Below are 26,926 nucleotides of genomic sequence, written 5' to 3' on the forward strand. Positions count from 1 at the left end.
GAACCGATGGCTGATGTAACTGTATGGCTGTCTTTCGGGGCAGGTTTCATGAGCTTTATATCTCCTTGCTGCCTGCCGCTTTATCCTGCTTTTGTTTCTTATATAACAGGCGCTTCTGTCAGCCGGTTAAAAAGCGGGGGCGGCATGCGGGAGTGGAAAAGTATCCTGCATACCGTTTGGTTTCTCGCGGGATTTTCCACTGTTTTTATTGCATTGGGGTTTGGTGCTTCCTGGATCGGGAGTTTTTTTATCCGTTACCAGGATGTCATCCGGCAGCTCGGTGCAGTCGCGCTCATTTTTTTTGGGCTGCTTGCAGCGGGCATTTTTCATCCGGGGATCTTTATGAAGGTGTACCGAATCGATATAAAAAAGCAGCCGGCGGGATTTTTGGGTTCTTTTCTCGTCGGGCTAGTGTTTGCTGCCGGCTGGACGCCCTGCACCGGGCCGATTCTTGCCTCGGTATTGGCAATGGCAGTGGCCCATCCGGCTTCTGCGTCGGTCTATATGGCTGCATATGTACTTGGCTTTTCCATACCTTTTTTTGTCCTTGCTTTTTTTATCGGACGGTTGGGGTGGATGCAAAAATACAGCGTAAAACTTTTAAAATGGAGCGGTGTTGTGATGATAGTCGCCGGAATCCTGCTCTTTTTTGACTGGATGCCTGTCATTTCCGGTTATATGAGTGCACTGTTCGGGGGATTCCAGGGATTTTAATCCGGGTTGCATTTTAACGGATCAATGAGGAGGAGAAATTCGATCGATGGCAAATGTGTTAATTGTGGATGATGCAAAATTTATGAGGATGACTTTGGCGAAAATGCTGGAAAACGGCGGCCATACCGTTGTAGGCGAAGCGGAGAACGGGCAGCGGGCGATTGAATTATACCGTGAAGTCAGGCCGGATGTTGTGACGATGGACATTACTATGCCGGAGATGACCGGCATTGAAGCGGTAAAAAAGATCGTGCGCGAATTCCCGGACGCAAAAATTATTATTTGCTCCGCGCTTGGCCAGCAAAAACTGGTCGTCGAAGCAATTGAATCCGGCGCAAAGGATTTTATCGTCAAGCCTTTTGATGAAACGCGTGTTTTAGAAGCGGTTGAACGCGTTTTGAACTGACAGGCGCCACAAAAAAAGGGAGGCAGGCATTCCGGCTGGACATCAACCCCGCTTTTATGGTTGAATATTACCATAGGAAACATATATTTATCGTATCTACATTTCTTTTGTTAAAAATCTGTTACTAAAGAGGGTTAAGACATGGAAGGCATTATCATCTCGTTCATTGTTGCGATTTTGATGGGGTCTTTGGTCATTTTTGTCCGTTTAAAAGGGCAGAACAAGCCCGTTTCCACAAAAAAAATATTGTTGCCGCCGGTCTTTATGAGTACCGGGGCATTGATGTTTGTCGTCCCGTATTTTCGTGTGACACCTGCCGAAGTATTGGAAGCATTTGTGGTCGGAATGTTCTTTTCCATATTTTTAATTAAAACTTCCCGTTTCGAAGTCCGTGACGGAAACGTATATTTAAAACGATCGAAAGCTTTTCCGTTTATTTTGATCGGGCTTCTTCTCATCCGGTTGCTGATGAAGGTGGTGCTTAGTTCTTCGATTCAAATCGGGCAGCTGAGCGGCATGTTTTTTCTGCTCGCATTCGGCATGATTCTGCCGTGGCGCGTCGCCATGTATATTCAGTACAGGCGGCTCATGCAGGAACTGGATGAAGGGGTCCGTGCTTGAAAAAACATCATTCGCTTTTGCCGAATGATGTTTTTTCATTTATTGGGCCGATTTTGTTTTTTCCTGCGCAAACAATTGCTCATATCGGCTGTCGTCGATGTTCAGCTGCTTCAATTTTTTTCGGAGGAATTTATGGTCGCGTTTCGGCGTAGCGAGAATATAGCCCTGAATGATATTGTCCAGTGTCATTTTTTTTGTATTTTTGGAAAGCGCCACATCCCCGATTTTTGCTGCGATCTTTTTCCTGGCCACATCGCGGAACAATTCCGGGACAGGGCTTACCAGTTCTTCAAGCAGTTCCCTGTACTCCGGCGTCCAGAGGTGCCGCGTTTTAAGGATTGTCTCCTCCTGCCGGTCAAGTATTGATTTTCCGTCTTCTTTCGGAAGCCTTTTCAAAAATTTCCGGAACATAAAATAGCCGCCAACTGAAAAGAGAAAAACGAGACAGAGGATCCATATTAAAATAAAGGCAGAAAACCATCCACTCAGCATGACGCTCTCCTCCCTGGCAAGTACTCGCTTTTATTATAAGAAAAGATGGACTGTTTTTTCAATTAAAAAAGGAAAAACCCTTTCGCCGGCCGGCAGGGGACAGAGAAAAAGGGATGTTTTATCTTTATTTGTCCATGAAAAAAACGGTGAGGCACTTTGAATGCGGTGCCTCGCCGTTTTTTTGATTTCTTTTGTGCTTTTTCATCTGCTTCGGGCAAGCAGAAAGCATTTTTACTGTTTTTTCAGCGCTTCAAAAGTGTCTTGCAGCAGAACAATCGTTTTTTCAATTTCTTCTTTTGTTCCTTTTTTTTCGTCTGCCAGCCTGATCGGGTCGCCAAAGCGCACGCGTTTCGGCTTTCTCGCGAGGACTTCTTTGAACGTTTTCGGCCCTTCGTAAATGGCCGGGACAAGCGGCACATTTGCTTTTAAAGCAATCGTCACGGCACCGCGTTTTAAAGAAACATGTTCGCTTTTGCGTGTTCCGGAAGGGAAAATGCCGACGACCTTCCCTTCTTTTAAAAGTTTCATTGGAATTTTAATCGAGCTCGGGCCCGGATTTTCACGATTGACGGGAAAAGCGTGCAACTTCGTGAATAGCCATTTTGACCATTTTTTAGAGAAAAGTTCCTGTTTCGCCATATAATGAATTTGGACAGGCCAGATGGCAATCGCCAGGTAAATAATATCCAGCCATGTTTGGTGGGTACAAACGACCACAAACGGAGCCGCAGGGATTTTCTCTTTGTTTTCTTTTTTGATTTTGCCGCCAAGCAGCCAAAAAATGCCGGCAACAACATAATAGCCAAACCGGTACATGATTACACCCCCACAAGCATTTTATACTATACAGGCATGCTTGTTCTACTAATTTGGAAAAAAATATTTAAAAACGCGAAATGAATCATTGGAAAAAAGAAGATAGCAGCCAAAACAGCGTTTACGGAAAGATTAAAATAAAGAAGGAATATGATAAAGCAAGGCAGAATTTCATACGGAGGGAAACGGATTGCATAAAAGATGGGTCGTGATATGGACGATGGCATTTCTATTTATTCAGGGAACTGGGCCTTATGCAGCAGGGGACAGGGAAGGCTGCGGGAAAAAAGAAACAGACGCAAAGATTGCCGGTATTCTTGAGGCCGCCCCTTTAAAAGGCGGGATCGTTGCGATCAGCGTCCGTTCGGCTGATAGCGGGAAACTGCTCTACGAACAAAATGGCAATACGCTGCTGCGCCCTGCATCCAATATGAAACTGCTGACCGCAGCCGCCGCGCTTGAAACGCTCGGGAAAAATACCCGTTTTAAAACGGGCGTGTACCGGACAGGCGCGATCCAAAACGGTACGCTTTACGGTGATATATACATACAAGGGGGAGGAGATCCTGCTTTATTGAAATCCGATTTAGCGGACTGGGCGGCTGAATTAAAGAAGCAGGGAATCCGGCGTATTCAGGGGGACCTGGTCGGGGATGATTCGCGCTATGATGATACCCGGTATTCACTTGACTTGCCATGGAGCGATGAACAGGAATATTACGGCGCACAAATTTCGGCTTTAACTTTATCGCCTAACCGGGATTATGATGCAGGGACGGCCATTTTTGAAGTTGTTCCGGCAAAAAAACCCGGCATGAAAGCGCGAATCAAAATGGTTCCGGAAAGCGGGATGGTTAAACTGGTCAACCATGTCCGAACCGTGCGAGACGGTGAGCAGCAGGAGGACGATATCGTCATCAGCCGGGCACATGGCGGGAATATGTTTACGGCAAGCGGGACGATTACAGCCGATTCCGCCGCAGTCCGGCAATGGAAAGCGGTCTGGGACCCGGCGAAATGGGTGCTGTCTGTTTTCAAAAAAACGTTAGAGGAAAACGGGATCACCGTTCAAGGCACAATCAAAACGGGCAGGGTGAAGGATGCAGCAGTTCCGGTTCTCTTTTCGCAATCGCCGCCTTTATCAAGCATCATGGTGCCGTTTTTAAAATTCAGCAATAATACCATCGCCGAAATGCTTGTAAAAGAAATGGGGAAAACGGAAAAAGGGGAAGGAAGCTGGGAAAAAGGGCTTGAAGTCATTCGCAGCGTTGCAGGTAACTTTGGCATGGACCCTGACCAGATGATGCTCCGTGATGGTTCGGGCATATCTCACGCCGATTTGGTCCGGGCAAATGATTTGACGGCGCTTTTATACCGGATACAGGAAAAAGACTGGTTTCCGTGCTTTTTCGATGCGCTGCCTGTTGCGGGGGCTGAAAACAGGTTGGAAGGCGGAACCCTCAGAAACCGGTTTAAGGGGACGGCTGCTCGAGGACAGGTGTTTGCCAAAACTGGGTCGATTACAGGCGTCAGCACACTTTCCGGCTATATGCAGGCAACATCCGGGGAAAAGCTGATTTTTTCCATTTTGATCAATAATGTACTGGATGAAGAAGCAGTACATCAAGCGGAAGAGCAAATTGTACTGCAATTCATCAACCAGGGGGGAGAAGGATGAGAAAAGGGAAACGATTACAGGCGGGAGATACGATCGGGCTGGTCGCGCCTGCAAGCCCGGTCTCAATCGAAAGGCTTCAAACTGCTGTTGCGAAATTGCGGCGGCTCGGTTTCCGGGTAAAAGTGGGAGAAAATGCGGAGAAAGTATACGGTGGGTATATGGCCGGTACGCCGCTTGAACGGGCAGCCGATCTGCATGCGATGTTTGCAGACGATGACGTGCGGGCAATTCTTTGTTTGCGCGGCGGGTACGGGACACCGCAAATTTTACCGTATCTCGACGTTGAATGGATCCGGGAGAATCCGAAATTATTTATCGGTTACAGCGATATTACAGCACTACACATCGTTTTCCAGCAAAAATGCGGCCTCGCCACGATCCATGGCCCGATGGCGGCTGTCGAATTTATCACAGACGATGCGCTTTCGGTACAATCATTGCTCAAGCTGGCGTCAACCGGTGTTCCTACCGGCAGTTACACGGGGGAAGCGTGGGGTGAAGGGGTCATGACAGCGCCGCTTACAGGCGGGAATCTGTCATTAATCTGCGCACTGATGGGAACGCCGTTTGAAATCGATACAAGCGGAAAAATTCTTTTTCTTGAAGAAGTGCATGAAGAGCCATATGCGATCGACCGGATGCTGACCCAGCTTCAGCTTTCCGGAAAACTGGATGACGCCTCCGGGTTTGTGCTCGGGCAATGGACGGACTGTGAGCCGGAAGCATACGCGGATGGGTTTACGGCACAGGATGTCCTGAAAAAGTTTTTTTACGGGAGCGGTAAGCCGGTGCTTGCCGGCATACAGTCCGGGCACGGTACCCCGAATCTGGCGCTTCCGCTCGGCATCCCGGTCACACTGGATACGGTAGGCCAACGCCTGCATTTTTGCGAAACCATTGTCGCTGAATAAGCTTGCATATCGTTCTCATCATAACCGCATACTTATTGCCCGTACGGTATGTCCGGAAGCAGGCTGGCCTAGCAAGGGGTTTACAATGCAGACGCACATCCGGCCGTTTAAATTGGCGCCTGTTTTCCCGCTTGCAGGCGGATGCACAAACGATGCGCTTCCAACTGCCATATTGTAAAAGCAGCAATGGATAAAGGAGTGACAAATTTGGCAGAATCCAGGCAGTATTATGGCGGCTATCCGGGCCATTATATGCCGTATGGGCACCACCACCATTATGGAGGATACGGTGGTTACGGCGGTTATCCGTACGGGCATTCGTACGGCCACTCGTACGGCCACTCACATGGTTATGGTTACCCGCACGGCCACCATCATCATTACCATTCCGGGCATTACGGCCACAGCGGATACGGGAATTTTCCGGGCCACGGGTACAGGGAAGAAAAATAAAACGCTTTACCGAAAAAGATGCCTGCGTGCAGGCATCTTTTTCCCATTTTTGCAGCAGCATTTTTCCAGGCGGATGGATTCGGCAGCCATGAAAGGTTTTCATCCGAAAAAATCACGGCATTAGTGGAGAAAAAAATAAAGAAAAAAATAATCAATTCGTCTTGACACCACATTTATAATCTGCTATTATAATAAAGAATTATTTTTGTTCGGTATGGTAAGGAAGGAAAAAGTTTTAAAACTGACCCCCTGAAATCACTTGAGCAAGGATAGTAATTTTGTGTTCAAACACATTAGGAGGAAACAAAATGGAACAAGGTAAAGTAAAATGGTTTAATTCGGAAAAAGGCTACGGATTTATCGAACGTGAAGGCGGCAGCGATGTATTTGTTCACTTCTCAGCGATTCAGGGCGAAGGTTTTAAAACTTTGGAAGAAGGCCAATCCGTATCTTTTGATATTGAAGAAGGCAACCGCGGACCACAAGCTGCAAACGTTTCGAAATTATAAAAAACAGGCCTTTATGGCCTGTTTTTTTTGCCTTGGGAATCAGGTTCACACGTCCCTTTGCTAGGAAAAAAAATATCCTTTTAATCCGGCCGCTTCGGATAAAAAATAGATACATATTGCAATCGCGATCTTTCATAATATATGATAAGAGCAATGCCAATATGGATAAAGGAGACAGGGGAATTTTGCAAATCAGAGAAATGGCAACAGAATTACTAAAAAACGCCGGGTGCACCGCCCATTTGAAAATAAAGAAACAGTTCCCCGGCGGGCGCCTTGTTGGCGGCAAATACCATCCGCACACCGATACGATTACGCTGTATATAGAGACAATCCGGCGGCAGTGCGAGCTATTGTTTGGAAGCTGCGAATGGTTTTTGCCTTACGCCACGATTGTGCTTGCACATGAAATCGGCCATGCGATGGATGAAAATCTGCCTCTATTGTCCGCCGCCTTTGAAGAGTCCGGGCATTTACCGGAAAAGCAAGCACTGGCACTTACGATTGAGCAAAATGCGTGGGATTTTGCCGGCCAGCTGATCCCCGCACATCTTGAGCCGCTTTTTCAAAAAATCATGGATGAGTCGCTATCTGCCTACCGCCAACCGGTGATGGCGGGTGCATATTAAGAAATGGCAAAAAAACCGGAAGAAGGAAAGTCTTCTTTCGGTTTTTGCTTTATTTAACGATTGGCAGTGTTCCGTGCACATAGGGCGGTGCCGGTTGTTGTCCGACACGGTCATGGGATGCAAAAGGTTCGACAAATTTAAATTCACCTTTTCCATCAATGCTTTCGCCGCTCGCCCATCTTCCCTTGGCACTTTCTTTGCCTTCCGAATGATTGATAAAGAGATGGGTAAATTCTTCAGGCTCCTGTTCAGGAGGGAATGTGCTCGGCACGACAACACCTTCCTGTTCTTCCAGTTCACGCAGGGCGGCCAGCCACTGGTTCTGATGCATCGTGTCCCGCGCGATCAAAAACGATAGTGTTTTTTTCACGCCCGGATCGTCCGTCATTTCATATAAGCGGACGACTTGAAGTCGCCCCTGCGATTCAGCGTTGAGATTGGCGCGGAAGTCAGCGATTAAATTCCCGCTTGATACGATATAACTGCCGCTCCACGGAACACCCGCACTGTTGACCGGCAACGCGCCGAGCCCGCCGACAATGGCGTGTTGCGGATTCATCCCGCCCATGACAGCTGCAATGGCAGGGTCTTTCGCAACCGCTTCTTCCTGCATTTTGACCGGTGCCTTATCGAGCAGGCGGGCGATTAATGTGGCGAGCATTTCCACATGGCCGATTTCTTCTGTCCCGATATCAAGCAGCATATCCCGGTATTTTTCATCTGCCCGGCAGTTCCATCCTTGGAGAAGATACTGCATCATCACAGAGATTTCCCCGTATTGCCCGCCGAGCACTTCCTGCACTTTATTGGCGAAAACCGGATCCGGCCTTTCAGGTTTTGCTTCAAACTGCAACTCTTTTTTGTGTAAAAACATCTGCTCCACTCCTGTTCCGGTTTTGATCTTCAATTCCTGTCTACCCTAGGAAAAACGGGTTAAACATTCGAAAAAAACGAACGCCGGTGTTTAAGAACGGGGCAAAAAGGCAATATAAAAAGAAATCTGATTTACATACAAGGGGGAACATAACGATGCAAAATATCGTTGCAAAAACAGAAGACAATTATTTTGAAAAAAATAAATCGAAAGTGGACATTCACGTGTTCGACAAGGAAGATTCTCGCCCGTTTGCAAACTTCCCTTTTTCCAGCCGGAAAGTGTATGAGTTTTTCGATTATACGCTGCGTACGCCGCTCGAAAAAACAGATGCTTTCTATGAAATTTTAAAAATGCCATATGCATGTGAGATTTGGATTTTGCCGTTAACCGAGAAATCTTCCCATTTTATGCGTGAAATTCAAGAACCGAAAACCGCTGCTTTGTTTTCCTTTTTGGCGAAAGTGAAAGACACCATTCAGCGCGACCGCACCTTTATTGTTACGGATCAAAGCCATGCAGCGGCAGTAGCTGAAGAAATGAAAAGACTCGGCTTTACGATGACGGAACCCAGCGCGGCGGAACTGGAAAAACTCGTCATTTCTTTTGGTGATTAATATGGGGACACGCATATGCAGTTAATTGGAATTTTTGCCGGACCCGGGGAAGCAGCGGAAGCCATTTTACATCATCATAGAGAAAATGGGCGCATTACTGTCATCGCCAACAATGCTGCGGCCATCCGTGAAGTCGGCCGCGAAGCCGGAAAAGGTGTAAACGGAATATGCCTTCATACGGATGTGGATCTCATGAATGAACTGAAAGCACTGGTCAAAAGAAAAACATACCCGGAAAAAATATTGGAAAAGGTCCTTGAGCTCGGAATTCCGCTTGAAATTGCCACCCGGTATGTCGGTGCGGCGGCAAACGGAAAAATCGTCGTATTGGCACACGACTAATTTTCCTTGCAGACGAAAAAGATCAAGCCCTGCCGGATGCAGGCCTTGATCTTTTTTGTTATGCTTGAAAGCGAAAAGTTTCTATTTTTTTATATTTTTAACCTTGTATAATCATACATAATGAATTATAATAATGCACATACATAACAATAGGGAGATGAAAATGTTGAAAATAGGGATTGTCGGGGCAAACGGATACAGCGGTGCGGAACTTGTCAGACTTCTTGCCCGCCATCCCCGCGCACAACTGGAAATGTTGATATCGCACCGCACAAAAGGCACGATGCTGACCGCACATTACCCGCATTTCCAGCAAATCATAGAAGCCGGATTGGAAGACATGGTTCCGGATGAAATCGCAGGCAGGGTAGAACTATTGTTTTTCGCAACGCCGTCTGGGGTAGCCAAAAACTGGGTACCACGGTTTGTTGATAAAGGTTTAAAGTGTATCGACCTGTCCGGGGATTTCAGGCTGGATGGGGAAGCGTACAGGCAATGGTATAAACGCGAACCCGCCCCGCAAAAAGAGCTGGATAAAGCTATCTACGGCCTTTCAGAAATGAATGCGGACAGGATAAAAGAGGCTCAACTGATCGCCAATCCCGGCTGCTTCCCGACCGCAGCGCTTTTAGGACTTCTCCCGCCTGTTCAAGGGGGGTTCATCGATACTTCCTTTATTGTGATTGATGGTAAAACCGGTGTTTCCGGTGCGGGAAGAACCCCTTCTCTAGGCAACTTGTTTACTGAAGTAAATGAAAATACCGGTGCGTACAAAGTCGGAAGCCACCAGCATACACCGGAAATCGAGCGGTTCATCAAGGCGTTTGCCGGAAAAGAAGCGAAAATTTCATTTACGCCCCATCTTATTCCGATGACGAGGGGGATTCTTTGCACGATATACGCGCCTTTAGCAAAAAAAGTCACCACCGAAGATGTCCGCCAATATTATAGGAAAGTGTATAAAGGCCGGAAATTTATCCGGATCAGGCCGGCTGGTTCTTTTCCATCTACAAAGGAAGTATACGCCTCAAATTACTGTGATATAGGCGTCCATGTGGATGAACGGACGGGGAGGCTCGTGGTCATTTCTGCCATTGACAATCTTGTAAAAGGTGCAAGCGGGCAGGCAATCCAAAATATGAATCTGCTTTTCGGGCTGGAAGAAGATACAGGGCTCGACCATGTTCCGGTTTATCCATAAGGCAATCTTAAACATACCGTTTATATATGGAGGATGGCAATGAATCAATTATATGAAAAAGAAAGTACTGCATTTTTTACGAAAACAGACGGAAACATCTCGAGCCCGGCAGGATTTTTTGCCGGTGGGCTCCATTGCGGCATTAAAAGAAAACGTCCGGATCTTGGGTGGCTTTACTCCGCTGTCCCGGCACAAGCGGCTGCGGTCTACACGACGAATCAGTTTCAAGCTGCACCCATCCAGATTACAAAAGAAAGCATTATGGAAAGTGGGAAGCTGTCCGGCATCATTGTGAATTCGGGAAACGCGAACTCCTTTACAGGCAATGAAGGCCTCCGCCACGCCCGCCTGATGCGGGAATGGTTCGCCGCTCAAATCGGCGTAAACGAAAGCCTGATCGGCGTTGCCTCAACAGGTGTCATTGGCGAGCTTTTACCGGTTGAAAAAATTGAAACCGGCATTCGCCGTATCGAGAAAGAGGGCACATCCCATCCGGACCTTTTTGAAAAAGCGATACTTACGACGGACACCTTTCAAAAACGCGCCTGCGTAACGCTTGAAATTGATGGGAAAACGGTCACGGTTGCCGGCTGCGCCAAAGGATCGGGGATGATCCATCCGAACATGGCAACGATGCTCGCTTTTATCACGACAGACGCCAAAGTTGAGGCCGCTGCATTGCAAAACCTGCTGAAACAAACGGTCGATGAAACGTTCAATATGATCACGGTGGACGGCGACACAAGCACAAATGACATGGTCGTTGTAATGGCAAACGGGCTGGCCGGAAACGATACGCTTTCCTATGCACACCCGGATTGGAAGAAATTCGCAGAAAGCTTTGCCTATATTGCCCGGGAACTTGCCAAACAAATTGCAAGAGACGGGGAAGGCGCGACGAAACTGGTTGAAGTCTGTGTAACCGGGGCTGAAACGGAAAAAGAGGCACAAACGGTCGCAAAAACCGTTATCGGCTCAAATTTGGTAAAAGCTGCTGTCTTTGGCGCCGATGCGAACTGGGGAAGGATTATCAATGCGATCGGATACAGCGGTGTCCAAGTGGATGAACAAACGCTTTCTATCCGCATCGGCGGGATTCCCGTAGTGGAAAAGGGCATGCCGGCTTCCTATTCCGAAGACGAGGCACATGCCTATTTAAAGGAAAATGATAAAATCTGTATCGCCATCGACCTTGGTGCCGGAACTTGCCAGGGTACTGCATGGGGATGCGACCTGACCTATGATTATGTGAAAATCAATGCTACTTATCGCTCATAATGTTTGTGCACGCATTGTTGCATAATTATACAATTCAATAACTATTTATAAGGGGTTGGCCAAATTGGCATACGTTGTCATCAAGTGCGGCGGCAGCATTCTCCATCAGCTGCCGGATGCATTTTTTGAAAATCTGGTGCAAATCAAAGCGCGATTCGGGCTTGAACCTGTCATCGTTCACGGCGGGGGACCGGCGATCTCAGCCATGTTGGAAAAAATGCAGATCAAAACGCAATTTAAAAACGGGTTGCGCGTTACGACCGAGCCGGTGTTAAACGTCGTTGAGATGGTGCTTTCCGGCTCCATCAACAAATGGATTACGCGCCGGCTCTCGCAGGCGGGGGCCAAAGCGGTCGGCATCAGCGGAACCGACTCACGGCTTTTAACTGCCAGGAAGATTGAGACACCGAATCTCGGGTATGTCGGGGAAATCGAATCTGTAAACGAACAGGTGCTGCTTGCTTTATTGCGACAGCAGTTTATCCCAGTTATTTCCCCGGTTGCGACGGATAAAAACGGCCAGCGCCTGAATGTCAATGCTGATTTGGCAGCAGCCGCGGTTGCCCGGAAAATGAACGCGCGTGTTTGGATGGTGACGGATGTCCCCGGGGTCATGATGGAAGGGAAAGTGCTCCCTTATCTTACCCCCGGACAGGTTGACGGGCTCATCCAAAAACAAGTCATTACCGGTGGCATGATTCCGAAAGTCCGGGCAGCAGCGGAATGCATCCGGTCCGGCGTAAAAGAAGTGGTGATTGTGGACGGGACAGAAGAAGACAGCCTCCTGTTTTTGGCAGGCGGCGGAAAAACCGGGACGAAATTTACAGGGAACGGGGTTTTGATCGATGGATAAGATGACGCAAACGGTAAAAAAGCAAGCACTTATGCAAACGTACAGCCGGACGCCGGTAAAGTTTGTAAAAGGAAAAGGCAGTTATGTATGGGATGAAAATGGAGAAAAATATTTGGATTTTACTTCAGGCATTGCCGTTTGCAATCTCGGCCATGTCCCCGAAAAGGTAAAAACCAAGGTGACCGGCCAGCTGGACCAAATCTGGCATACTTCCAATCTGTTTGAAATCGGGCCGCAGGAAGAGCTGGCTGAAAAACTAGCAGCACAAAGCGTATTTGACCGGGTGTTTTTCGCAAACAGCGGCGCGGAAGCCAATGAAGCGGCGATCAAACTGGCCCGCCTTGATGCAAAAAAACGCGGAAAATCGGGGCCCATCGTCACCTTCAAGGCTTCGTTCCACGGCCGGACACTCGGGACATTGTCGGCAACGGCACAGGAAAAAATCCAGCATGGCTTTGAACCGCTTGTGCCGGGATTCACCTATTTGCCGTTTAACGACATCACGGCACTCCGCGATCTCGAAAAGCTTAAGCCCATTGCCGTCATGTTTGAACTGATTCAGGGGGAAGGCGGCGTCATCCCTGCGGAACAGGATTGGGTGGATGCCCTTGTCCGCACGTGCAGAAAGAACGATTGTTTAATCATTGTAGATGAAGTGCAGACGGGCATGGGCCGTACCGGTACACTGTTTGCCTATGAACAGTACGGCTTCGAACCGGATATCATGACGCTTGCAAAAGGGCTGGGGTCCGGCATTCCGATTGGCGCCATGCTCGCGAAAGAAAAAATCGCGCAAAGCTTTACGCCCGGTACGCACGGCAGCACTTTTGGCGGCAACCCGCTATCTGCGACAGCCGGTCTGGCAACGCTTGAAACGTTTGCGGAAGAAAATATCATCGAACATGTCCAAAAACAAAGCATCGATTTTTGGACAAAATTGGAAGACTTGAAGACGCAATTTTCTTTTATTAAAGAAATCCGCGGGAAAGGGCTGATGGCCGGCCTTGAAACGGAAATGGAAGCTGTAAAAATCACCCGGGCGGCATTGGCTGAGCATTTGCTTGTATTAACAGCAGGCCCGCATGTTGTCCGTCTGTTGCCGCCGCTTGTTATTACGGAAAAGGAAACGGCGCTTTTTGCAGAAAAAATGAAAACTGTTTTTACTAAGGCAAGCCAAAACAATCTTTAACCGGCAAAGAGACAAGGGAGGACAGACATCGTGACAAGCGGATATCTTATTCTTGAAACGGGAGAAATTTTTGAAGGCTTTTTTGCGGGAAACCCCGCTGAAACAACGGGAGAAGTGGTATTTAACACCGGCATGACGGGGTACCAGGAAATGCTCACCGACCCGTCGTACACCGGGCAGATTCTGGTGTTTTGTTACCCTTTAATCGGCAATTACGGCGTAAACGGCGATGATCACGAAAGCAAAAGCATCTCGGCGCGCGCGGTTGTGACCGGTGAAATATGCGCAAGCCCGAGTTTTTATAAAGTGGAAAAGACGGCCCTATCCTTTTTGGAAAAGTCGGGTGTCCCTTGCCTTGCAGGAGTGGACACGCGCGCGCTTGTAAAAACGATCAGAAAACGCGGCACTGTGCGCGGCCTTGTTTCAACGTCCCGCGATCAAAAAGTGCCATGCGGCGGCGATGAATTTTTCGTAGCCGAAGTGGCCATAAAACAACCGGAAACGTATGGAGATGGCCCTTTGCACATTGCTTTGATGGATTTCGGCTACAAAAAATCCATTTTGCAATACTTGCTTGACCGCAACTGCAAAGTGACCGTCGTGCCCTTTGATTTTACGGCAAAACAAATGGCGGAACTTGCACCTGACGGCATTGTCATTTCAAACGGCCCTGGGGATCCTGCTAAACTAGCCGAGTGGCTGCCGGAAATCAAAAAAGTAAGCGCCGCTTATCCGGTGCTTGGCATTTGCCTCGGCCACCAGCTATTGGCACTCGCTTACGGGGCAAAGACGAAAAAGCTGCCGTTCGGCCACAGGGGCGGCAACCATCCGGTTAAAGATTTAAAGACTGGAAAAGTGTTGATGACAGCCCAAAACCATGGCTATGTTGTCGATGAAGCATCACTTGCCGGATCGGAACTCGAGCTTTCCTTTAAGAATGTGAATGACGGCACGGTTGAAGGCTGCATCCATCCGGACTTGCCGGTCTATTCCGTCCAGTTCCACCCGGAAGCACATCCGGGGCCGCGTGATTCCGAATACATTTTTGACCACTTTTTACAACGAGTACAACAAAGAGCGGGAGTTTTGTCTTATGCCATTCAATAAATCGATCAAAAAAGTGCTTGTGATCGGCTCCGGCCCGATTGTTATCGGCCAGGCCGCCGAATTTGATTATGCGGGTACGCAGAGCTGCCTTGCCTTGAAAGAAGAAGGAATTGAAGTCGTGCTTGTCAACAGCAATCCGGCAACGATCATGACTGATGAAGAAATGGCCGACCGGATTTATTTTGACCCGCTGACGGTGGAGTCGATAGAACAGATTTTACAAAAAGAGCGTCCGGACGGCATTATCGGGACATTGGGCGGGCAAACCGGCCTGAATCTCACCGTCCAGCTCTATGAAGCGGGGATTCTCGATAAGTATGGGGTACAATTGCTCGGGACACCGGTGGATTCGATCCAGAAGGGGGAAGACCGCGAAAAGTTCCGCCAGTTGATGCTTGATATCGGGGAACCGATCCCGCCGTCAAAAATTGTGGAAAATATGGAAGACGGGCTGGCATTTGCGAAAAAAATCGGCTACCCCGTCATTATCCGCCCCGCTTATACGCTTGGCGGCTCCGGCGGGGGATTTGCAGCCAATGATGAAGAACTTCGGGAAGTGCTCCAGCGCGGCCTTGACCTGAGCCCGATCCACCAGGTGCTGCTTGAAAAAAGCATCAAAGGCTGGAAAGAAATTGAATACGAAGTCGTGCGCGATGCAAACGACACGTGCATCATTGTCTGCAATATGGAAAATATCGATCCGGTCGGAGTGCATACGGGCGACTCGATTGTGGTCGCGCCATCGCAGACTTTATCGGATGTGCAGTACCAGCTGCTCCGGGACGCTTCTTTAAAAGTGATTCGCGCGCTCGGGGTGATCGGCGGGTGCAACATCCAATTTGCGCTCGATCCCCACTCCGACCAGTACAATATTATTGAAGTCAATCCGCGCGTCAGCCGGTCATCCGCCTTGGCTTCGAAAGCAACCGGTTACCCGATCGCCCGCATTGCCACGAAATGCGCAATCGGCTATCATCTGGATGAAATTTTAAACCCGGTAACCGGCAACACGTTTGCTTCCTTCGAACCGGCCCTTGATTATGTTGTCGTGAAAATTCCGCGCTTTCCGTTCGACAAATTTACGGAAGCGGACCGGAAACTTGGCACGCAAATGAAGGCGACCGGCGAAGCAATGGCGATCGACCGCACATTTGAAGGAGCGCTTAACAAAGGAATCCGTTCGCTTGAACTCGGGCTTTCAGGTCTGTTCTATCCGGCGCTTGCTGAAAAACAGCCGGATGATTTGGTCCCACTTTTAACGGAAGCGACCGATATCCGCCTGTTTGCGGTGGCGGAAGCGATGCGTAAAGGCATGGCGCTGGATGACATTGAAAAATACACGGAAATCGACCGCTGGTTTCTTGAAAAAATAAAAAATATCGTGGATATGGAAGAAACATGCAAGCAATATACGATCGATACGATGCCGGCTGCTTTGCTGCGCGCAGCCAAAAAAATGAACATCAGTGATGAGTGTCTTTCGGCATTATGCGGATGCAGCGAAAAAGCGGTGCGCGAAAAAAGAAAACAGCTCGGGCTTATGCCGGTTTATAAACTTGTGGACACCTGTGCCGCCGAGTTTGAGGCGCAAACGCCGTACTACTATTCCACCTGGGGCGGCCGGGATGAAGTGGAAGTATCAAACCGCCCGAAAGTGCTGATCATCGGTTCCGGACCGATCCGCATTGGGCAGGGAATTGAATTTGATTACTGCTCGGTCCATGCCGTTATGGCGCTCAAACAACTTGGCTATGAAACGATTGTTGTAAACAACAATCCGGAAACGGTCAGCACCGATTTTTCAATGGCGGATAAATTGTATTTTGACCCGCTGCGCCCGGAAGATTTGCTGCATATTATTGAAAAAGAGCAGGTGGCAGGCGTCTTCACGCAATTCGGCGGCCAGACCGCGATCAATGTCGCATCGAGCCTTGAAGCTGAAGGCGTGAAACTGTTTGGAACGAACGTGGAACAAATCGACCAGCTTGAGGATCGCAACCTTTTTTACAAGCTGCTGGATGAGCTTGGCATTCCGCATATTAAAGGGCATACCGCCTATGATGCAGAAGAACTGAAACGGGGGGCAAAAGACCTGTCGTTTCCGGTGCTTGTCCGCCCGTCCTATGTTATTGGCGGACAGTCAATGTTCATTTTTTACCACGAAGACGAACTCAACGCTTATGCGGATGCGTTGAAGTACGCAAGCGAAAAAAGCTGGCCGCTTATGATTGACCAGTATTTGCCGGGTACGGAATGCGAACTCGACTGCATTTGTGACGGGGAGAAGGTGCTCATCCCGGGCATTTTTGAACATATTGAAAAAGCGGGCGTCCACTCCGGCGACAGCATGGCCGTTTATCCGCCCCAGCATTTAAGCCCGTCTGTGCAGGAAACGCTTATCCGGTATGCCGAAAAAATCTGTTTAAAGGGCAAAATCAAAGGCATTGCCAATATCCAGTTTTTAATTTATGAAGGGACCGTTTATGTGCTGGAAGTGAATCCGCGTGCTTCAAGAACCGTCCCAATTTTAAGCAAAGTCACCGGCATTCCGATGATTGATCTCGCCATTGCCATACAACTCGGAAAACCGCTTGCAGAAAAAGGGCTTCCTGCACCGCCGGAACTTGTCGCCGTGAAGGCACCGGTATTTTCCTATATAAAACTGAAAGATGTCGACCCTGTTTTAGGGCCTGAAATGAAATCAACAGGCGAAGTGCTCGGCCTTGCCCGGACATTCGGGGAAGCACTCGAAAAAACGCTTCTGTCCGTCCAAGATCCGGTGTTTGAGCCGCCGCTTGAAGAACAATTTGTATTTTGCTCGGTGACGGACCGCGAAAAAGCAGCCGCGCTCCCGGTATTGAAAACATTGGCGGACAGAGGCTACCGGATTGCCGCAACGGAACATACGGCCCGGTTCCTGGCGAAAAACGGCGTGGCGGCGGAAACAGTAGGCCTTGAGGATGCCTCCGCCTTTTTCGAACAGCAACCCGTGACCGCTGCGGTGGTCATCCCGACAAAAGGGCGGGACCAAAGAAGGGGCGGCAGCAAGCTGCGTGAAGCAGCGATGCGTTTCCATATTCCGCTGTTTACCTGTCTGGATACATTGGAAGCCATTACCCGCTATGCCACAGGGACAACGCCAAAAGTGGCCCCGCTTCACGATTTTAACCGTATAAAAGCAGAAGTTTAGCAGAAAGGAAGATACAGATGGCGACATTGGCCCGTACGAAAAAGAAAGATTTTTTAACAATCGGCGCGCTGCAGGAAGAGGAGCTGAACGATCTGCTCCAGGAAGCGGCCGCTTTAAAAAAAGCGCATAAAGAAGGGAAGGAGACCCCGTACTTAAAAGGGAAAGTGCTCGGTATGATTTTTGAAAAATCATCCACGCGCACCCGGGTTTCATTTGAAGCCGGCATGCTCCAGCTCGGCGGCCACGCTCTTTTCCTCAGTTCAAGGGATATTCAGCTCGGGCGCGGTGAGACGATCCATGACACGGCAAAAGTGTTGTCGCGTTATGTCGACTGCCTGATGATCCGCACATTCGCGCACGAAACCATCGAATCTTTTGCGCGCCACGCAGATGTCCCTGTGATCAACGGGCTGACCGATCTGCACCATCCGACCCAGGTTTTGGCCGATTTGCTGACCATTCAGGAATATAAAGGACAACTGGCCGGGCTCAAAATCTGCTACCTCGGGGACGGCAATAACAATATGTGCCACTCATTGCTCGAGGGGGCGGCAAAGGCGGGTATGCATATGTCCGTCGCTGCCCCGGAAGGCTATTTGCCGAATGCCGGCATTCTTGCCGGGGCTCAAAAAGAAGCGGCCAAAAAAGGGGTCTGTATTGAAATGGGCCAAAACCCGGAAGAAATGATCCGGAATGCCGATGTGGTCATCACCGATGTGTGGGCGAGCATGGGGCAGGAAGACGAAACGAAGAAACGGCTCGAAGATTTACAAGATTATCAGGTAAATGAATCATTATGCAAACTGGCAAAAAAAGATTTTCTTTTCCTCCATTGCCTGCCCGCCCACCGCGGCGAAGAAGTCACGGAGGCGGTCATTGACGGCCCGCATTCCGCGGTTTTTGACGAGGCGGAGAACCGGCTCCATGCCCATAAAGCCATTTTAAAAAAACTACTGGAAAATGTTGAATGAATCCGATATAATGGGTGTATAAAAATTCAACTTCAATATTAATTATACAAAGAGGCAGGGAGAGAGAAATGGCAAAGGAAAAAATTGTATTGGCCTACTCAGGCGGTTTGGATACATCCGTATCGATTAAATGGATTCAGGAAAAATACGGCTATGATGTTATTGCGCTTGGCATTGACGTCGGCGAAGGCAAAGATTTAAATGCAATCCGCCAGAAAGCGCTGAATGTCGGTGCAATCAAAGCTGTGATCATAGACGGGAAAGAAATGCTTGCAAAAGATTATATATTGCCGGCATTAAAGGCAAATGCGCTCTATGAAGGAAAATATCCGCTGTCTTCTGCGATCAGCCGCCCGCTTATTTCAAAGCTTTTGGTAGATGTCGCGGAACAGGAAGGCGCCGTTGCCGTGGCGCACGGCTGTACCGGAAAAGGGAACGACCAGGTCCGTTTTGAAGTGTCCGTTCAGGCGCTGAACCCGAACCTGAAAGTCGTTGCGCCTGTCCGTGAATGGGGCATGACCCGCGATGAAGAAATTGCATATGCGGAGAAAAACAATATTCCGATTCCGGTAGACTTAGATAATCCGTTTTCGATTGATGCCAATATATGGGGAAGAGCGTGCGAAGCCGGCGTCCTTGAAAATCCTTGGAACGAAGCGCCGGAAGCAGCATTCGACTGGACTGCGCCGATCGAAATGACGCCGGATGAGCCAGAATATATTGAAATTACGTTTGAAAAAGGCGTCCCGGTTGCCTTAAACGGCAAAGCGATGGGCCTCGTCCAAATGATCGAAGAGCTGAACCTGACAGCCGGCAAACATGGCATCGGCAGAATCGACCATATTGAAAACCGCCTTGTCGGGATCAAATCGCGCGAAGTATACGAAAACCCTGCTGCAGTCGTGCTGATCAATGCCCATAAAGAACTGGAATTTTTAACGCTGCCACGTGAAGTGACACAATTTAAAACAACGGTGGAACAGCAGTTGACCAAAATCATTTATGAAGGGCTCTGGTATTCGCCGTTAAAGGCCGCGCTCGATGCGTTTGTCGAGGAAACACAGAAAACGGTCACCGGCACGGTCCGCGTGAAACTGTTTAAAGGCACCCACACGGTAGTGGCAAGAAAATCCCCATACAGCCTGTATAATGAAGAACTGGCGACCTATTTGAAAGGCGATTCGTTTGACCATAATGCTGCAGTCGGCTTCATCAAACTGTGGGGGCTGCCGACAAAAGTATTTGCCGAAATCCAGGAAAACGGGAAAGTGTTAAATCAATAAGCCATTTGGCCGTTGTTTCTGATGTTAAATCATAAGCACGGCAAATTTCAAGGTTGGAACCGGCCCGTTCAGGTATTTTTCACCTGTTTACCGGGCCGGGAGAAAACGGTAAAATATCCGGAAGGCTGTGGCGGTTTGCCGTGCAGCCTTCATTTTTTAATTCTATTGCAGCAGGAGGAAATGACATTGTCAAAGCTTTGGGGCGGACGTTTTACAAAGGAAACGAATCAGCTTGTTGAAACCTATACAGCTTCGATCGGATATGACCAAAGGCTTGCTTTTGAAGATATTGAAGGGAGCCTTGCCCATGTCCAAATGCTTGGCGAATGCGGCATTTTGCCTGAGAACGATGTGGAACAGATCAAAGCAGGGCTTCGGAAAATTGCCGAAAAAATTAAAAACGGGGAAGCAGCATTTACAGTTGAGAATGAAGATATCCATATGAATATCGAAAAAATGCTGATGGATGAAATCGGCCCTGCCGGCGGGAAGCTGCATACAGGGCGGAGCCGGAATGACCAGGTTGCGACCGATATGCACCTGTATGTCCGGAAAACGACAAAAGAAATGATCCGCCTGATTGCGCTCGTCCAGGAAGCCATCGTGACGAAAGCAAAAGAAAACAAAGAAACGATGATGCCCGGTTACACCCATCTGCAACGGGCGCAGCCGGTGTTGTTTGCCCACCATCTTCTCGCTTATTTTTGGATGCTGGAACGTGATAAAGAGAGATTTTCAGACAGCTTAAAGCGGACGGACTGGCTGCCGCTCGGTGCCGGGGCGCTTGCCGGGACGACTTTTCCGATTGACAGGGAACGGACGCGCGAACTGCTCGGATTTTCCCGCATTTATCCGAACAGCCTGGATGCTGTCAGCGACCGCGACTTTGTGCTTGAATTTTTGGCAAATGCCGCTATATTGATGACGCATATTTCCCGTTTGTCGGAAGAACTGGTGCTGTGGTCGAGCCAGGAATTCCAGTTTATCGAGCTGGATGATTCTTTTTGCACGGGGTCAAGCATTATGCCACAAAAGAAAAATCCCGATGTCCCCGAACTTTTGCGCGGGAAAACGGGAAGGGTGTTCGGGAACCTCATCGGGCTGTTGACCGTCCTGAAAGGGTTGCCGCTTGCCTATAATAAAGACATGCAGGAAGATAAAGAAGGCATTTTTGATACGGCTGATACGCTTCAAGGGGCGCTTAAGCTGCTTGCGCCGATGATTGAAACGATGAAAGTGAACCGGGAGAAGATGTTCCGGGCTGTCTCGAACGATTACGCGAATGCAACCGATATTGCCGATTATTTGGCAAAAAAAGGGCTGCCGTTCCGTGAGGCGCATGCGGTGATCGGGCAGATTGTCCTTTATGGCATTCAGCACGGCAAGTATTTGCTTGACCTGACACTGGATGAATACCAGTCGTTCAGCCCGCTTTTTGAGGCCGATATTTTTGAAGTGCTGAAACCGGTTCATGTTGTAAAAATGCGGAACAGCGCCGGGGGAACAGGACATGCACAAGTGGCGGCACAGCTTCAGATGGCGGAAAAACAACTCCGCAAACCGGATTGAACAAGCGGATGCAAACGTGGCTACGGAATCAAAAGCATAAGAAACGGGCTTCTTACGCAATCGTCAGGCTTTTAATCAGGCCGGATCCTTCGCTTCCAACTATAACTGTATGATAACAGCTCCCAGGATGCCGGAAAGTGTGGTACAATAAATCATTATAAACCTTTTAATCTTATGCTAATGCATCCTGGAACAGGCACACAAAGCCCTAGGACCGGGAAATTGGGAGGAAAAGCTTTTGGTTGACACTGCAAGACGCATGAACCAGTTACCGACGTTGATATTCAATGAGCTTTTGGCGTACAAAAAGAAAAAAATAGAAGAAGGCAACCGGATGATTGACTTAAGCATCGGGAGTCCGGATCAGGCACCGCCTGCTTTTGTAATGGAAGAAATGGCCCGAAATGCAGCTGACCCACGCCAATACGGGTATACAATTTCCGGGATCGGAGCTTTCTACGAGGCGGCGGCCCGGTATTACGAACAGTTCGGAGTGAAACTGGATCCTGAACACGAAATCATTCAGCTTGCGGGTTCCCAGGATGGCATTATCCATCTTCCACTCGTCTTTTGTAACCCCGGCGATATCATTCTCGTTCCGGATCCCGGTTATACAGCCTATGAATCAGGGGTAAAACTGGCGGAAGCCGTACCTTATCCGATGCCACTTCTGGAAGAGAACGGATTTATGCCGGATTTGTCAAAAATCCCGGAAGAGATCGCAAAAAAAGCGAAAATGATGATGCTGAATTTTCCGGGCAACCCAATCCCGGTGCTTGCTGAGAAAAAGTTTTTTGAAGAAGCCGTCCGGTTTGCAAAACAATATGATCTCGTCGTCGTCCACGATTTTGCCTATTGTGAACTCGTCTTTAACGGGAAAAAGCCGATCAGTTTCCTGTCTGTTGACGGGGCAAAAGATGTGGGGGTTGAATTTAATTCCTTATCGAAAAGCTTTAACCTGGCGGGGGCACGGATCGGTTTTCTGGCAGGGAACCGGGAAGTGATCCGGCTGTTTGCCCAAATGAAATCGCATATGGATTACGGCATTTTTGAACCGGTCCAAAGGGCGGCTGCCGCTGCTTTGGCAAACGGCAAGGAATTCGCGCGCCACAATGCTGCACTGTATGAGAAAAGAAGGGATTTGTTTGTTTCCGGATTATCGCGGATCGGCTGGGAAATCCGCCCGTCTGATGCTACGATGTTTTTGTGGGCCAAAATCCCGGAAGGCAAAAAGTCCCTCGCTTTTACATATGAACTGATGGACAAAGCCGGCGTTGTGGTTACGCCTGGCAACGCCTTTGGTCCCCACGGCGAAGGATATGTCAGAATCGCGCTTGTACAGGATGAAGAAAGGCTTATGGAAGCTGTCCGCCGCATTGAAAAAAGCGGCGTGCATTTGCCGCAAAAAGCGGGACTCCTTTAAGGGGCCCGCTTTTTGCATGTTGTGGCGGACAAGCCGGCTGTCAATGCATATTATGTGAATAATTTCACATAAATATGTGAAAGTTTCCCTTGTTTCCTGAAAATAAGATAGACGCTCACAATGAAATGCGGTATGATAGGAATATAGAATGATAATCATTATCAATGAACAGACGCTATTTCTCTATCTCTGGGAGGGGCATACCATGGTCTTGACCGAACTGAAACCCGGAAGCAAAGGGATTATTACAGATTTATCAAGCATTGATCAAAGTATTCAAAGGCGCCTTCTTGATTTGGGTGTGCTTGAAGGCCGGGAAGTTTGTTATAAATGCGGATTGCCTTTCGGCGGGCCTTGCATGCTTGAAGTCAGCGGGCAGTGCATCGGCATCCGCAAAAAAGAAGCAATGCGGATCCAAGTGGAGTGTTTATAATGCAGGTCGCTTTATTTGGAAACCCCAATACGGGAAAAACATCACTCTTTAATGAGCTTACCGGATCATATGAATATGTTGGAAACTGGACAGGTGTCACCGTTGAAAAAAAGGTGGGCCAGCTGAAGGAAAATGCCGGGGTGCTGATTGATTTGCCCGGTATTTATGCCTTGAACCCGCTTTCTAAAGATGAAGCGGTGGCATCGAGATTCTTAATTGAGGAAGACTTCACATCCGTTTTGAATATCGTCGACGCTTCCCAGCTTGCACGGAACCTGCATTTGACCATCCAATTGATGGAGTACGGAAAGCCGGTTTTGATCGGGCTGAATATGATAGATGTTGCAAAATCGCGCGGCATGAAAGTGAACGATCGTTCACTTGCAGAAGCCCTCGGCATTCCAGTCGTGCCGATTATTGCAAGGACAGGAAAAGGATGCAAGGCCATATCGGAGCAGATGCAAGAAAAGGCGGTTGTGCCCGATTTCCGTATTGATTACGGCGATGAATTGGAGCATGCGGCGACCTATCTCATGGACCGGCTGCCGGATTTCCGGTCATTGAACAAACGATGGCTGGCGCTCCAGTTTTTGGAAGGCAATGAAGTGATTCGCCAAATTCCGGCGTTTATGAATGTAAAGCCGGAACTCGAAGATTTTTGCGCGGGTGTGGAGCGCAGGCTCCGTGCCGCCAACCCGCATACTTCCATTAAGCAGGAAATGTTTAAAAAGCGGCAGCAATTTATTGACAGGCTAATGGAAACCGCTGTTGAAAAAACGGCGGCAGAAAAGAAAACGCTGACGGAGAAAATAGATGCCGTCGTCACGAATAAATACCTTGGCGTGCCGATCTTTCTTGTGATGATGTATTTGGTATTTTGCATTACATTCAACTGGCTCGGCACCCCTTTATCGGATTGGCTTGACAAGTTTTTTTCAGGCCCGCTGACCGCCTGGATTGAAGCAGGGTTGAAAGAAGCGGGGGCAACACCGTTTATCCGTGATCTTGTGTTAAACGGGATTGTGGCCGGAGTTGGCGGCGTTCTCGTTTTTGTGCCGCAAATTTTTGTTTTGTTTTTCTTTATCTCGGTGATTGAAGATTCCGGATATATGGCACGGGTAGCGATGGTCATGGACAGGGTGATGGAATCAGTCGGCTTGAACGGAAAAGCGTTTATTCCGCTTATTATCGGCTTCGGCTGCAATGTGCCCGGCGTCATGGCAGCAAGGACGATTGAACAGCCGAAAGAGCGGCTGTTAACGACGCTTTTGACCCCATTGATGTCCTGTTCTGCGCGGCTTTCGGTCTACAGTTTGTTTGTCGCGGCTTTTTTCCGCCACCATCAGGCACTCATTGTCCTGTCGCTGTATGTGCTCGGCATTGTCGTTGCGCTTTTGCTTGCCAAAGTATTTTCAATGGTGGTAAAAACGGAAGGTTCTGTTTTTGTCATTGAACTGCCGCCGTACCGCGTGCCGAATGCGCGGAGTTTGTACAGAAGCACATGGGATAAAGGGAAAGGTTTCGTCCGGAAAGCAGGGACTTTGATTTTCGGTGGCACGGTAGCCATTTGGCTCATTTCGAATGCGGGGCCGGGCGGATTCAATGTGCCTGTCGATAAAAGTTTTATGGCGATCCTATGCGGATGGATTGCGCCTGTCTTCAAGCCGCTCGGTTTTGGAACATGGCAGGCCGCGGCTGCCCTTCTGACCGGTTTTATGGCAAAAGAAGTGGTCGTTTCGACGATGAACGTCCTCTATTTTGTTCCAGACGGCGCATCTCTGGCAGGTGTGATTTCCCATGCTTTTACACCGCTTTCGGCCTATAGTTTCATGGTATTCATTCTTTTATACATTCCATGCCTTTCGACCGTGGCCATTATCCATAAAGAAACCGGTTCGGGGAAAGTGACGCTTTTTTCGATCGCTTATGCACTTGTGATTGCTTACTTGATCGCTTTTCTGATTTACAATATTGGGCGGTTCATCGCTTTTTAAAACGGGGGAATGTTCCGATGTTATTTAGTATTTTGCTCGGTGTTGTGATTTTTGCTTATGCGGCATTTACGCTGATCCGTTTTATCAAAAAAAGCAGGGAAGGGCAGTGCGCTTCCTGTGCATTGAAAAACCACTGCAATACAGCAAGCTGTTGTGCGCCGGACGCTCCATCTCGGGCCAAAACGGCAAAAAGCTGAAAATACCGGGCCGCCCTTTAAAAGGTGTGCCCGGTTTATGATAGGCAGGGGGTTCGCATTGGCGGAAACCGTGTCCGGCGTTCCGTCTGTTTAGATTTTTTTGCTGCGGTATGGTAAGATTAACAATGTCCAAACAGGTATAATGGCAGCCGGTTCCGGGGCCGTCCCGTGCCGGGTAAATAGAATTTCAGGAAAAAGGCAGATGAGGGTTCAATCTATGAGCAAATATAATGATGATTATATGATTACAATGGATGATATCGTCAGGGAAGGCGATCCGATTTTAAGAAAAGTGCTGGATGAAGTGAACATGCCGCCAACTGAAGAAGACAAAGCGGAACTGCGCTGCATGCTCCAGTTTTTAAAAAACAGCCAGGATCCGGAGATTGCCGGCAAATGCAATTTGCGTGCAGGCGTTGGATTGTCCGCAAATCAGATCGGCCTTAATAAAAGGATGTTTGCCGTTTATATTGCGGATGAAGACGGTGAAAAGGCGTACACGGTTTTTAATCCAAAACTGGTCAGCCATTCGATATCGATGATCTACCTTCCGCAAGGGGAAGGCTGCCTGTCGGTTGACCGGAAAGTGGATGGTTTTGTGCCGCGTTATGAACGGATTAAAGTAAAGGCATACGATTTGGACGGGAATGAAGTGCTCATTAAATTAAAGGGCTATCCCGCGATTGTTTTTCAGCATGAGATGGACCACTTGAACGGGATTATGTTCTATGACCATATTAACAAGGACAATCCGTTCGCCCTTCCTGCAAACACGGATATCCGGAGCGTGTATGAATAAACAGCTTGCGCAAACGGCAGCCTGCCCGGCTGCCGTTTGATGCATTATTCTCTTGTGCGGAAATAAGCATTCAGCTGGCCGCGGATGACTTGTTCGCGCATCGTGCGTTCATTGTATTTTTTCTCTTTCATATATTCTTTGCGGATTTCCGCAGTCTGGATGCCTTCTTCACGTTTATTGGCGATGTCCATCAGGCGTTCAACATCGGTAAATGAATATTTCCGGATCCCTCTGTTTGTCCGTTCCGGGAAAATCAATTTCCTTTCTTCATAGTAGCGGATTCTTCTTTCACTTAAGCCGGTTAATTCACATACCGTTCCGATCGAGATGACTTTCTTTTCCAAGTATGATTCATTCGTTGCCACCGGTGCATCCTC

General features: G+C 48.6%; 28 protein-coding genes. 24 read left to right on the forward strand and 4 right to left on the reverse strand.

Annotated elements, in window-relative coordinates; translation table 11 throughout:
* Window positions 1–6 precede the first annotated feature (6 nt).
* The 3 genes from ABR335_RS09215 to ABR335_RS09225 all read left to right on the forward strand — a co-directional run bounded on the left by ABR335_RS09215 (window position 7) and on the right by ABR335_RS09225 (window position 1,741).
* Window positions 7–714 (forward strand): cytochrome c biogenesis CcdA family protein, encoded by a 708-nt coding sequence (locus tag ABR335_RS09215; protein WP_014098219.1) that lies wholly within the window; start codon window positions 7–9, stop codon window positions 712–714.
* 46 nt (window positions 715–760) lie between these two features.
* Window positions 761–1,120, forward strand: a complete 360-nt coding sequence (locus tag ABR335_RS09220) for a response regulator (RefSeq protein WP_013859444.1) — start codon at window positions 761–763, stop codon at window positions 1,118–1,120.
* Between the two features lie 141 nt (window positions 1,121–1,261).
* Window positions 1,262–1,741 carry a CcdC family protein gene (locus ABR335_RS09225; RefSeq protein ID WP_014098220.1) on the forward strand — a complete coding sequence of 160 codons (480 nt, stop codon included), beginning with the start codon at window positions 1,262–1,264 and terminating at the stop codon, window positions 1,739–1,741.
* A gap of 39 nt (window positions 1,742–1,780) precedes the next feature.
* On the opposite strand, the gene ABR335_RS09230 is transcribed toward ABR335_RS09225, so the two are convergent.
* A complete protein-coding gene (locus ABR335_RS09230; protein WP_014098221.1) occupies window positions 1,781–2,233 on the reverse strand; it encodes a DUF2621 domain-containing protein in 453 nt (150 codons plus the stop codon).
* Between the two features lie 231 nt (window positions 2,234–2,464).
* Window positions 2,465–3,049 (reverse strand): lysophospholipid acyltransferase family protein, encoded by a 585-nt coding sequence (locus ABR335_RS09235; RefSeq protein WP_014098222.1) that lies wholly within the window; start codon window positions 3,047–3,049, stop codon window positions 2,465–2,467.
* 190 nt (window positions 3,050–3,239) lie between these two features.
* Here ABR335_RS09235 and dacB point away from each other — a divergent pair, with 190 nt between their 5' ends.
* The 5 genes from dacB to ABR335_RS09260 all read left to right on the forward strand — a co-directional run bounded on the left by dacB (window position 3,240) and on the right by ABR335_RS09260 (window position 7,229).
* Complete coding sequence (gene dacB / locus ABR335_RS09240; RefSeq protein WP_046720834.1) at window positions 3,240–4,727, forward strand: D-alanyl-D-alanine carboxypeptidase/D-alanyl-D-alanine endopeptidase; 1,488 nt, start codon at window positions 3,240–3,242, stop codon at window positions 4,725–4,727.
* A complete protein-coding gene (locus ABR335_RS09245) occupies window positions 4,724–5,638 on the forward strand; it encodes a S66 peptidase family protein (RefSeq protein ID WP_046720833.1) in 915 nt (304 codons plus the stop codon). The genes dacB and ABR335_RS09245 overlap by 4 nt, the downstream gene beginning before the upstream one ends.
* A gap of 207 nt (window positions 5,639–5,845) precedes the next feature.
* Entirely contained in the window at window positions 5,846–6,091 is a 246-nt protein-coding gene (locus ABR335_RS09250) for a hypothetical protein (RefSeq protein WP_014098225.1), read from the forward strand.
* Window positions 6,092–6,399: 308 nt separating this feature from the next.
* On the forward strand, window positions 6,400–6,600 hold the full coding sequence (locus tag ABR335_RS09255; protein ID WP_013859436.1) for a cold-shock protein: 201 nt from the start codon (window positions 6,400–6,402) through the stop codon (window positions 6,598–6,600).
* Between the two features lie 161 nt (window positions 6,601–6,761).
* A complete protein-coding gene (locus tag ABR335_RS09260; RefSeq protein WP_017550441.1) occupies window positions 6,762–7,229 on the forward strand; it encodes a hypothetical protein in 468 nt (155 codons plus the stop codon).
* Window positions 7,230–7,278: 49 nt separating this feature from the next.
* Here the strand turns inward: ABR335_RS09260 and ABR335_RS09265 are convergent, their stop codons facing one another.
* Window positions 7,279–8,103: a manganese catalase family protein gene (locus tag ABR335_RS09265; protein ID WP_014098227.1), complete on the reverse strand. Its 825-nt coding sequence runs from the start codon at window positions 8,101–8,103 to the stop codon at window positions 7,279–7,281.
* 155 nt (window positions 8,104–8,258) lie between these two features.
* On the opposite strand from ABR335_RS09265, the gene ABR335_RS09270 reads away from it, so the two are divergent.
* The 16 genes from ABR335_RS09270 to def all read left to right on the forward strand — a co-directional run bounded on the left by ABR335_RS09270 (window position 8,259) and on the right by def (window position 26,549).
* Window positions 8,259–8,720, forward strand: a complete 462-nt coding sequence (locus ABR335_RS09270) for a hypothetical protein (protein ID WP_350346142.1) — start codon at window positions 8,259–8,261, stop codon at window positions 8,718–8,720.
* A gap of 15 nt (window positions 8,721–8,735) precedes the next feature.
* Window positions 8,736–9,062: a hypothetical protein gene (locus ABR335_RS09275; protein ID WP_014098229.1), complete on the forward strand. Its 327-nt coding sequence runs from the start codon at window positions 8,736–8,738 to the stop codon at window positions 9,060–9,062.
* A 163-nt stretch (window positions 9,063–9,225) separates the two neighbouring features.
* The gene (gene argC, locus ABR335_RS09280; protein ID WP_014098230.1) at window positions 9,226–10,263 is read left to right on the forward strand and encodes an N-acetyl-gamma-glutamyl-phosphate reductase; all 1,038 of its coding nucleotides are present in this window, start codon (window positions 9,226–9,228) and stop codon (window positions 10,261–10,263) included.
* Between the two features lie 39 nt (window positions 10,264–10,302).
* The gene (argJ, locus tag ABR335_RS09285; protein ID WP_014098231.1) at window positions 10,303–11,541 is read left to right on the forward strand and encodes a bifunctional glutamate N-acetyltransferase/amino-acid acetyltransferase ArgJ; all 1,239 of its coding nucleotides are present in this window, start codon (window positions 10,303–10,305) and stop codon (window positions 11,539–11,541) included.
* 64 nt (window positions 11,542–11,605) lie between these two features.
* Window positions 11,606–12,394 (forward strand): acetylglutamate kinase, encoded by a 789-nt coding sequence (gene argB / locus ABR335_RS09290; RefSeq protein ID WP_014098232.1) that lies wholly within the window; start codon window positions 11,606–11,608, stop codon window positions 12,392–12,394.
* The gene (locus ABR335_RS09295; RefSeq protein WP_014098233.1) at window positions 12,387–13,583 is read left to right on the forward strand and encodes an acetylornithine transaminase; all 1,197 of its coding nucleotides are present in this window, start codon (window positions 12,387–12,389) and stop codon (window positions 13,581–13,583) included. Before argB ends, ABR335_RS09295 begins: the two co-directional genes overlap by 8 nt.
* A 30-nt stretch (window positions 13,584–13,613) precedes the next feature.
* The gene (locus ABR335_RS09300) at window positions 13,614–14,690 is read left to right on the forward strand and encodes a carbamoyl phosphate synthase small subunit (protein ID WP_014098234.1); all 1,077 of its coding nucleotides are present in this window, start codon (window positions 13,614–13,616) and stop codon (window positions 14,688–14,690) included.
* Entirely contained in the window at window positions 14,677–17,880 is a 3,204-nt protein-coding gene (gene carB, locus ABR335_RS09305) for a carbamoyl-phosphate synthase (glutamine-hydrolyzing) large subunit (RefSeq protein WP_014098235.1), read from the forward strand. Before ABR335_RS09300 ends, carB begins: the two co-directional genes overlap by 14 nt.
* A 17-nt stretch (window positions 17,881–17,897) precedes the next feature.
* Window positions 17,898–18,851: an ornithine carbamoyltransferase gene (gene argF, locus ABR335_RS09310; protein WP_014098236.1), complete on the forward strand. Its 954-nt coding sequence runs from the start codon at window positions 17,898–17,900 to the stop codon at window positions 18,849–18,851.
* A gap of 68 nt (window positions 18,852–18,919) precedes the next feature.
* The gene (locus ABR335_RS09315) at window positions 18,920–20,134 is read left to right on the forward strand and encodes an argininosuccinate synthase (RefSeq protein ID WP_014098237.1); all 1,215 of its coding nucleotides are present in this window, start codon (window positions 18,920–18,922) and stop codon (window positions 20,132–20,134) included.
* A gap of 186 nt (window positions 20,135–20,320) precedes the next feature.
* Window positions 20,321–21,703, forward strand: a complete 1,383-nt coding sequence (gene argH, locus ABR335_RS09320) for an argininosuccinate lyase (protein ID WP_026683381.1) — start codon at window positions 20,321–20,323, stop codon at window positions 21,701–21,703.
* Between the two features lie 238 nt (window positions 21,704–21,941).
* Window positions 21,942–23,126: an LL-diaminopimelate aminotransferase gene (locus ABR335_RS09325; RefSeq protein WP_061577604.1), complete on the forward strand. Its 1,185-nt coding sequence runs from the start codon at window positions 21,942–21,944 to the stop codon at window positions 23,124–23,126.
* Between the two features lie 205 nt (window positions 23,127–23,331).
* Window positions 23,332–23,559 carry a FeoA family protein gene (locus ABR335_RS09330; protein ID WP_026104508.1) on the forward strand — a complete coding sequence of 76 codons (228 nt, stop codon included), beginning with the start codon at window positions 23,332–23,334 and terminating at the stop codon, window positions 23,557–23,559.
* Window positions 23,559–25,553 (forward strand): ferrous iron transport protein B, encoded by a 1,995-nt coding sequence (gene feoB, locus ABR335_RS09335; RefSeq protein WP_014098241.1) that lies wholly within the window; start codon window positions 23,559–23,561, stop codon window positions 25,551–25,553. Before ABR335_RS09330 ends, feoB begins: the two co-directional genes overlap by 1 nt.
* Before the next feature lie 17 nt (window positions 25,554–25,570).
* Window positions 25,571–25,750 (forward strand): FeoB-associated Cys-rich membrane protein, encoded by a 180-nt coding sequence (locus ABR335_RS09340; protein WP_014098242.1) that lies wholly within the window; start codon window positions 25,571–25,573, stop codon window positions 25,748–25,750.
* A 217-nt stretch (window positions 25,751–25,967) separates the two neighbouring features.
* Entirely contained in the window at window positions 25,968–26,549 is a 582-nt protein-coding gene (gene def, locus ABR335_RS09345) for a peptide deformylase (RefSeq protein ID WP_014098243.1), read from the forward strand.
* A gap of 44 nt (window positions 26,550–26,593) precedes the next feature.
* Here def and ABR335_RS09350 read toward each other — a convergent pair whose 3' ends face one another.
* Entirely contained in the window at window positions 26,594–26,914 is a 321-nt protein-coding gene (locus ABR335_RS09350; RefSeq protein ID WP_014098244.1) for a MerR family transcriptional regulator, read from the reverse strand.
* Window positions 26,915–26,926 lie beyond the last annotated feature (12 nt).

The sequence above is a fragment of the Heyndrickxia faecalis genome (genome assembly GCF_040267745.1).
GTDB lineage: Bacteria > Bacillota > Bacilli > Bacillales > Bacillaceae_C > Weizmannia > Weizmannia faecalis.

Coding starts and splice junctions, on each gene's coding strand:
- ABR335_RS09215 (WP_014098219.1), top strand. CDS start 7: ATGGCTGATGTAACTGTATGGCTGTCTTTCGGGGCAGGTTTCATGAGC.
- ABR335_RS09260 (WP_017550441.1), top strand. CDS start 6,762: ATGGATAAAGGAGACAGGGGAATTTTGCAAATCAGAGAAATGGCAACA.
- argJ (WP_014098231.1), top strand. CDS start 10,303: ATGAATCAATTATATGAAAAAGAAAGTACTGCATTTTTTACGAAAACA.
- ABR335_RS09275 (WP_014098229.1), top strand. CDS start 8,736: ATGCAGTTAATTGGAATTTTTGCCGGACCCGGGGAAGCAGCGGAAGCC.
- carB (WP_014098235.1), top strand. CDS start 14,677: ATGCCATTCAATAAATCGATCAAAAAAGTGCTTGTGATCGGCTCCGGC.
- ABR335_RS09330 (WP_026104508.1), top strand. CDS start 23,332: ATGGTCTTGACCGAACTGAAACCCGGAAGCAAAGGGATTATTACAGAT.
- ABR335_RS09315 (WP_014098237.1), top strand. CDS start 18,920: ATGGCAAAGGAAAAAATTGTATTGGCCTACTCAGGCGGTTTGGATACA.
- def (WP_014098243.1), top strand. CDS start 25,968: ATGAGCAAATATAATGATGATTATATGATTACAATGGATGATATCGTC.
- ABR335_RS09295 (WP_014098233.1), top strand. CDS start 12,387: ATGGATAAGATGACGCAAACGGTAAAAAAGCAAGCACTTATGCAAACG.
- ABR335_RS09220 (WP_013859444.1), top strand. CDS start 761: ATGGCAAATGTGTTAATTGTGGATGATGCAAAATTTATGAGGATGACT.
- ABR335_RS09235 (WP_014098222.1), bottom strand. CDS start 3,049: ATGTACCGGTTTGGCTATTATGTTGTTGCCGGCATTTTTTGGCTGCTT.
- ABR335_RS09245 (WP_046720833.1), top strand. CDS start 4,724: ATGAGAAAAGGGAAACGATTACAGGCGGGAGATACGATCGGGCTGGTC.
- argC (WP_014098230.1), top strand. CDS start 9,226: ATGTTGAAAATAGGGATTGTCGGGGCAAACGGATACAGCGGTGCGGAA.
- argF (WP_014098236.1), top strand. CDS start 17,898: ATGGCGACATTGGCCCGTACGAAAAAGAAAGATTTTTTAACAATCGGC.
- ABR335_RS09265 (WP_014098227.1), bottom strand. CDS start 8,103: ATGTTTTTACACAAAAAAGAGTTGCAGTTTGAAGCAAAACCTGAAAGG.
- ABR335_RS09230 (WP_014098221.1), bottom strand. CDS start 2,233: ATGCTGAGTGGATGGTTTTCTGCCTTTATTTTAATATGGATCCTCTGT.
- feoB (WP_014098241.1), top strand. CDS start 23,559: ATGCAGGTCGCTTTATTTGGAAACCCCAATACGGGAAAAACATCACTC.
- ABR335_RS09270 (WP_350346142.1), top strand. CDS start 8,259: ATGCAAAATATCGTTGCAAAAACAGAAGACAATTATTTTGAAAAAAAT.
- ABR335_RS09225 (WP_014098220.1), top strand. CDS start 1,262: ATGGAAGGCATTATCATCTCGTTCATTGTTGCGATTTTGATGGGGTCT.
- ABR335_RS09255 (WP_013859436.1), top strand. CDS start 6,400: ATGGAACAAGGTAAAGTAAAATGGTTTAATTCGGAAAAAGGCTACGGA.
- ABR335_RS09340 (WP_014098242.1), top strand. CDS start 25,571: ATGTTATTTAGTATTTTGCTCGGTGTTGTGATTTTTGCTTATGCGGCA.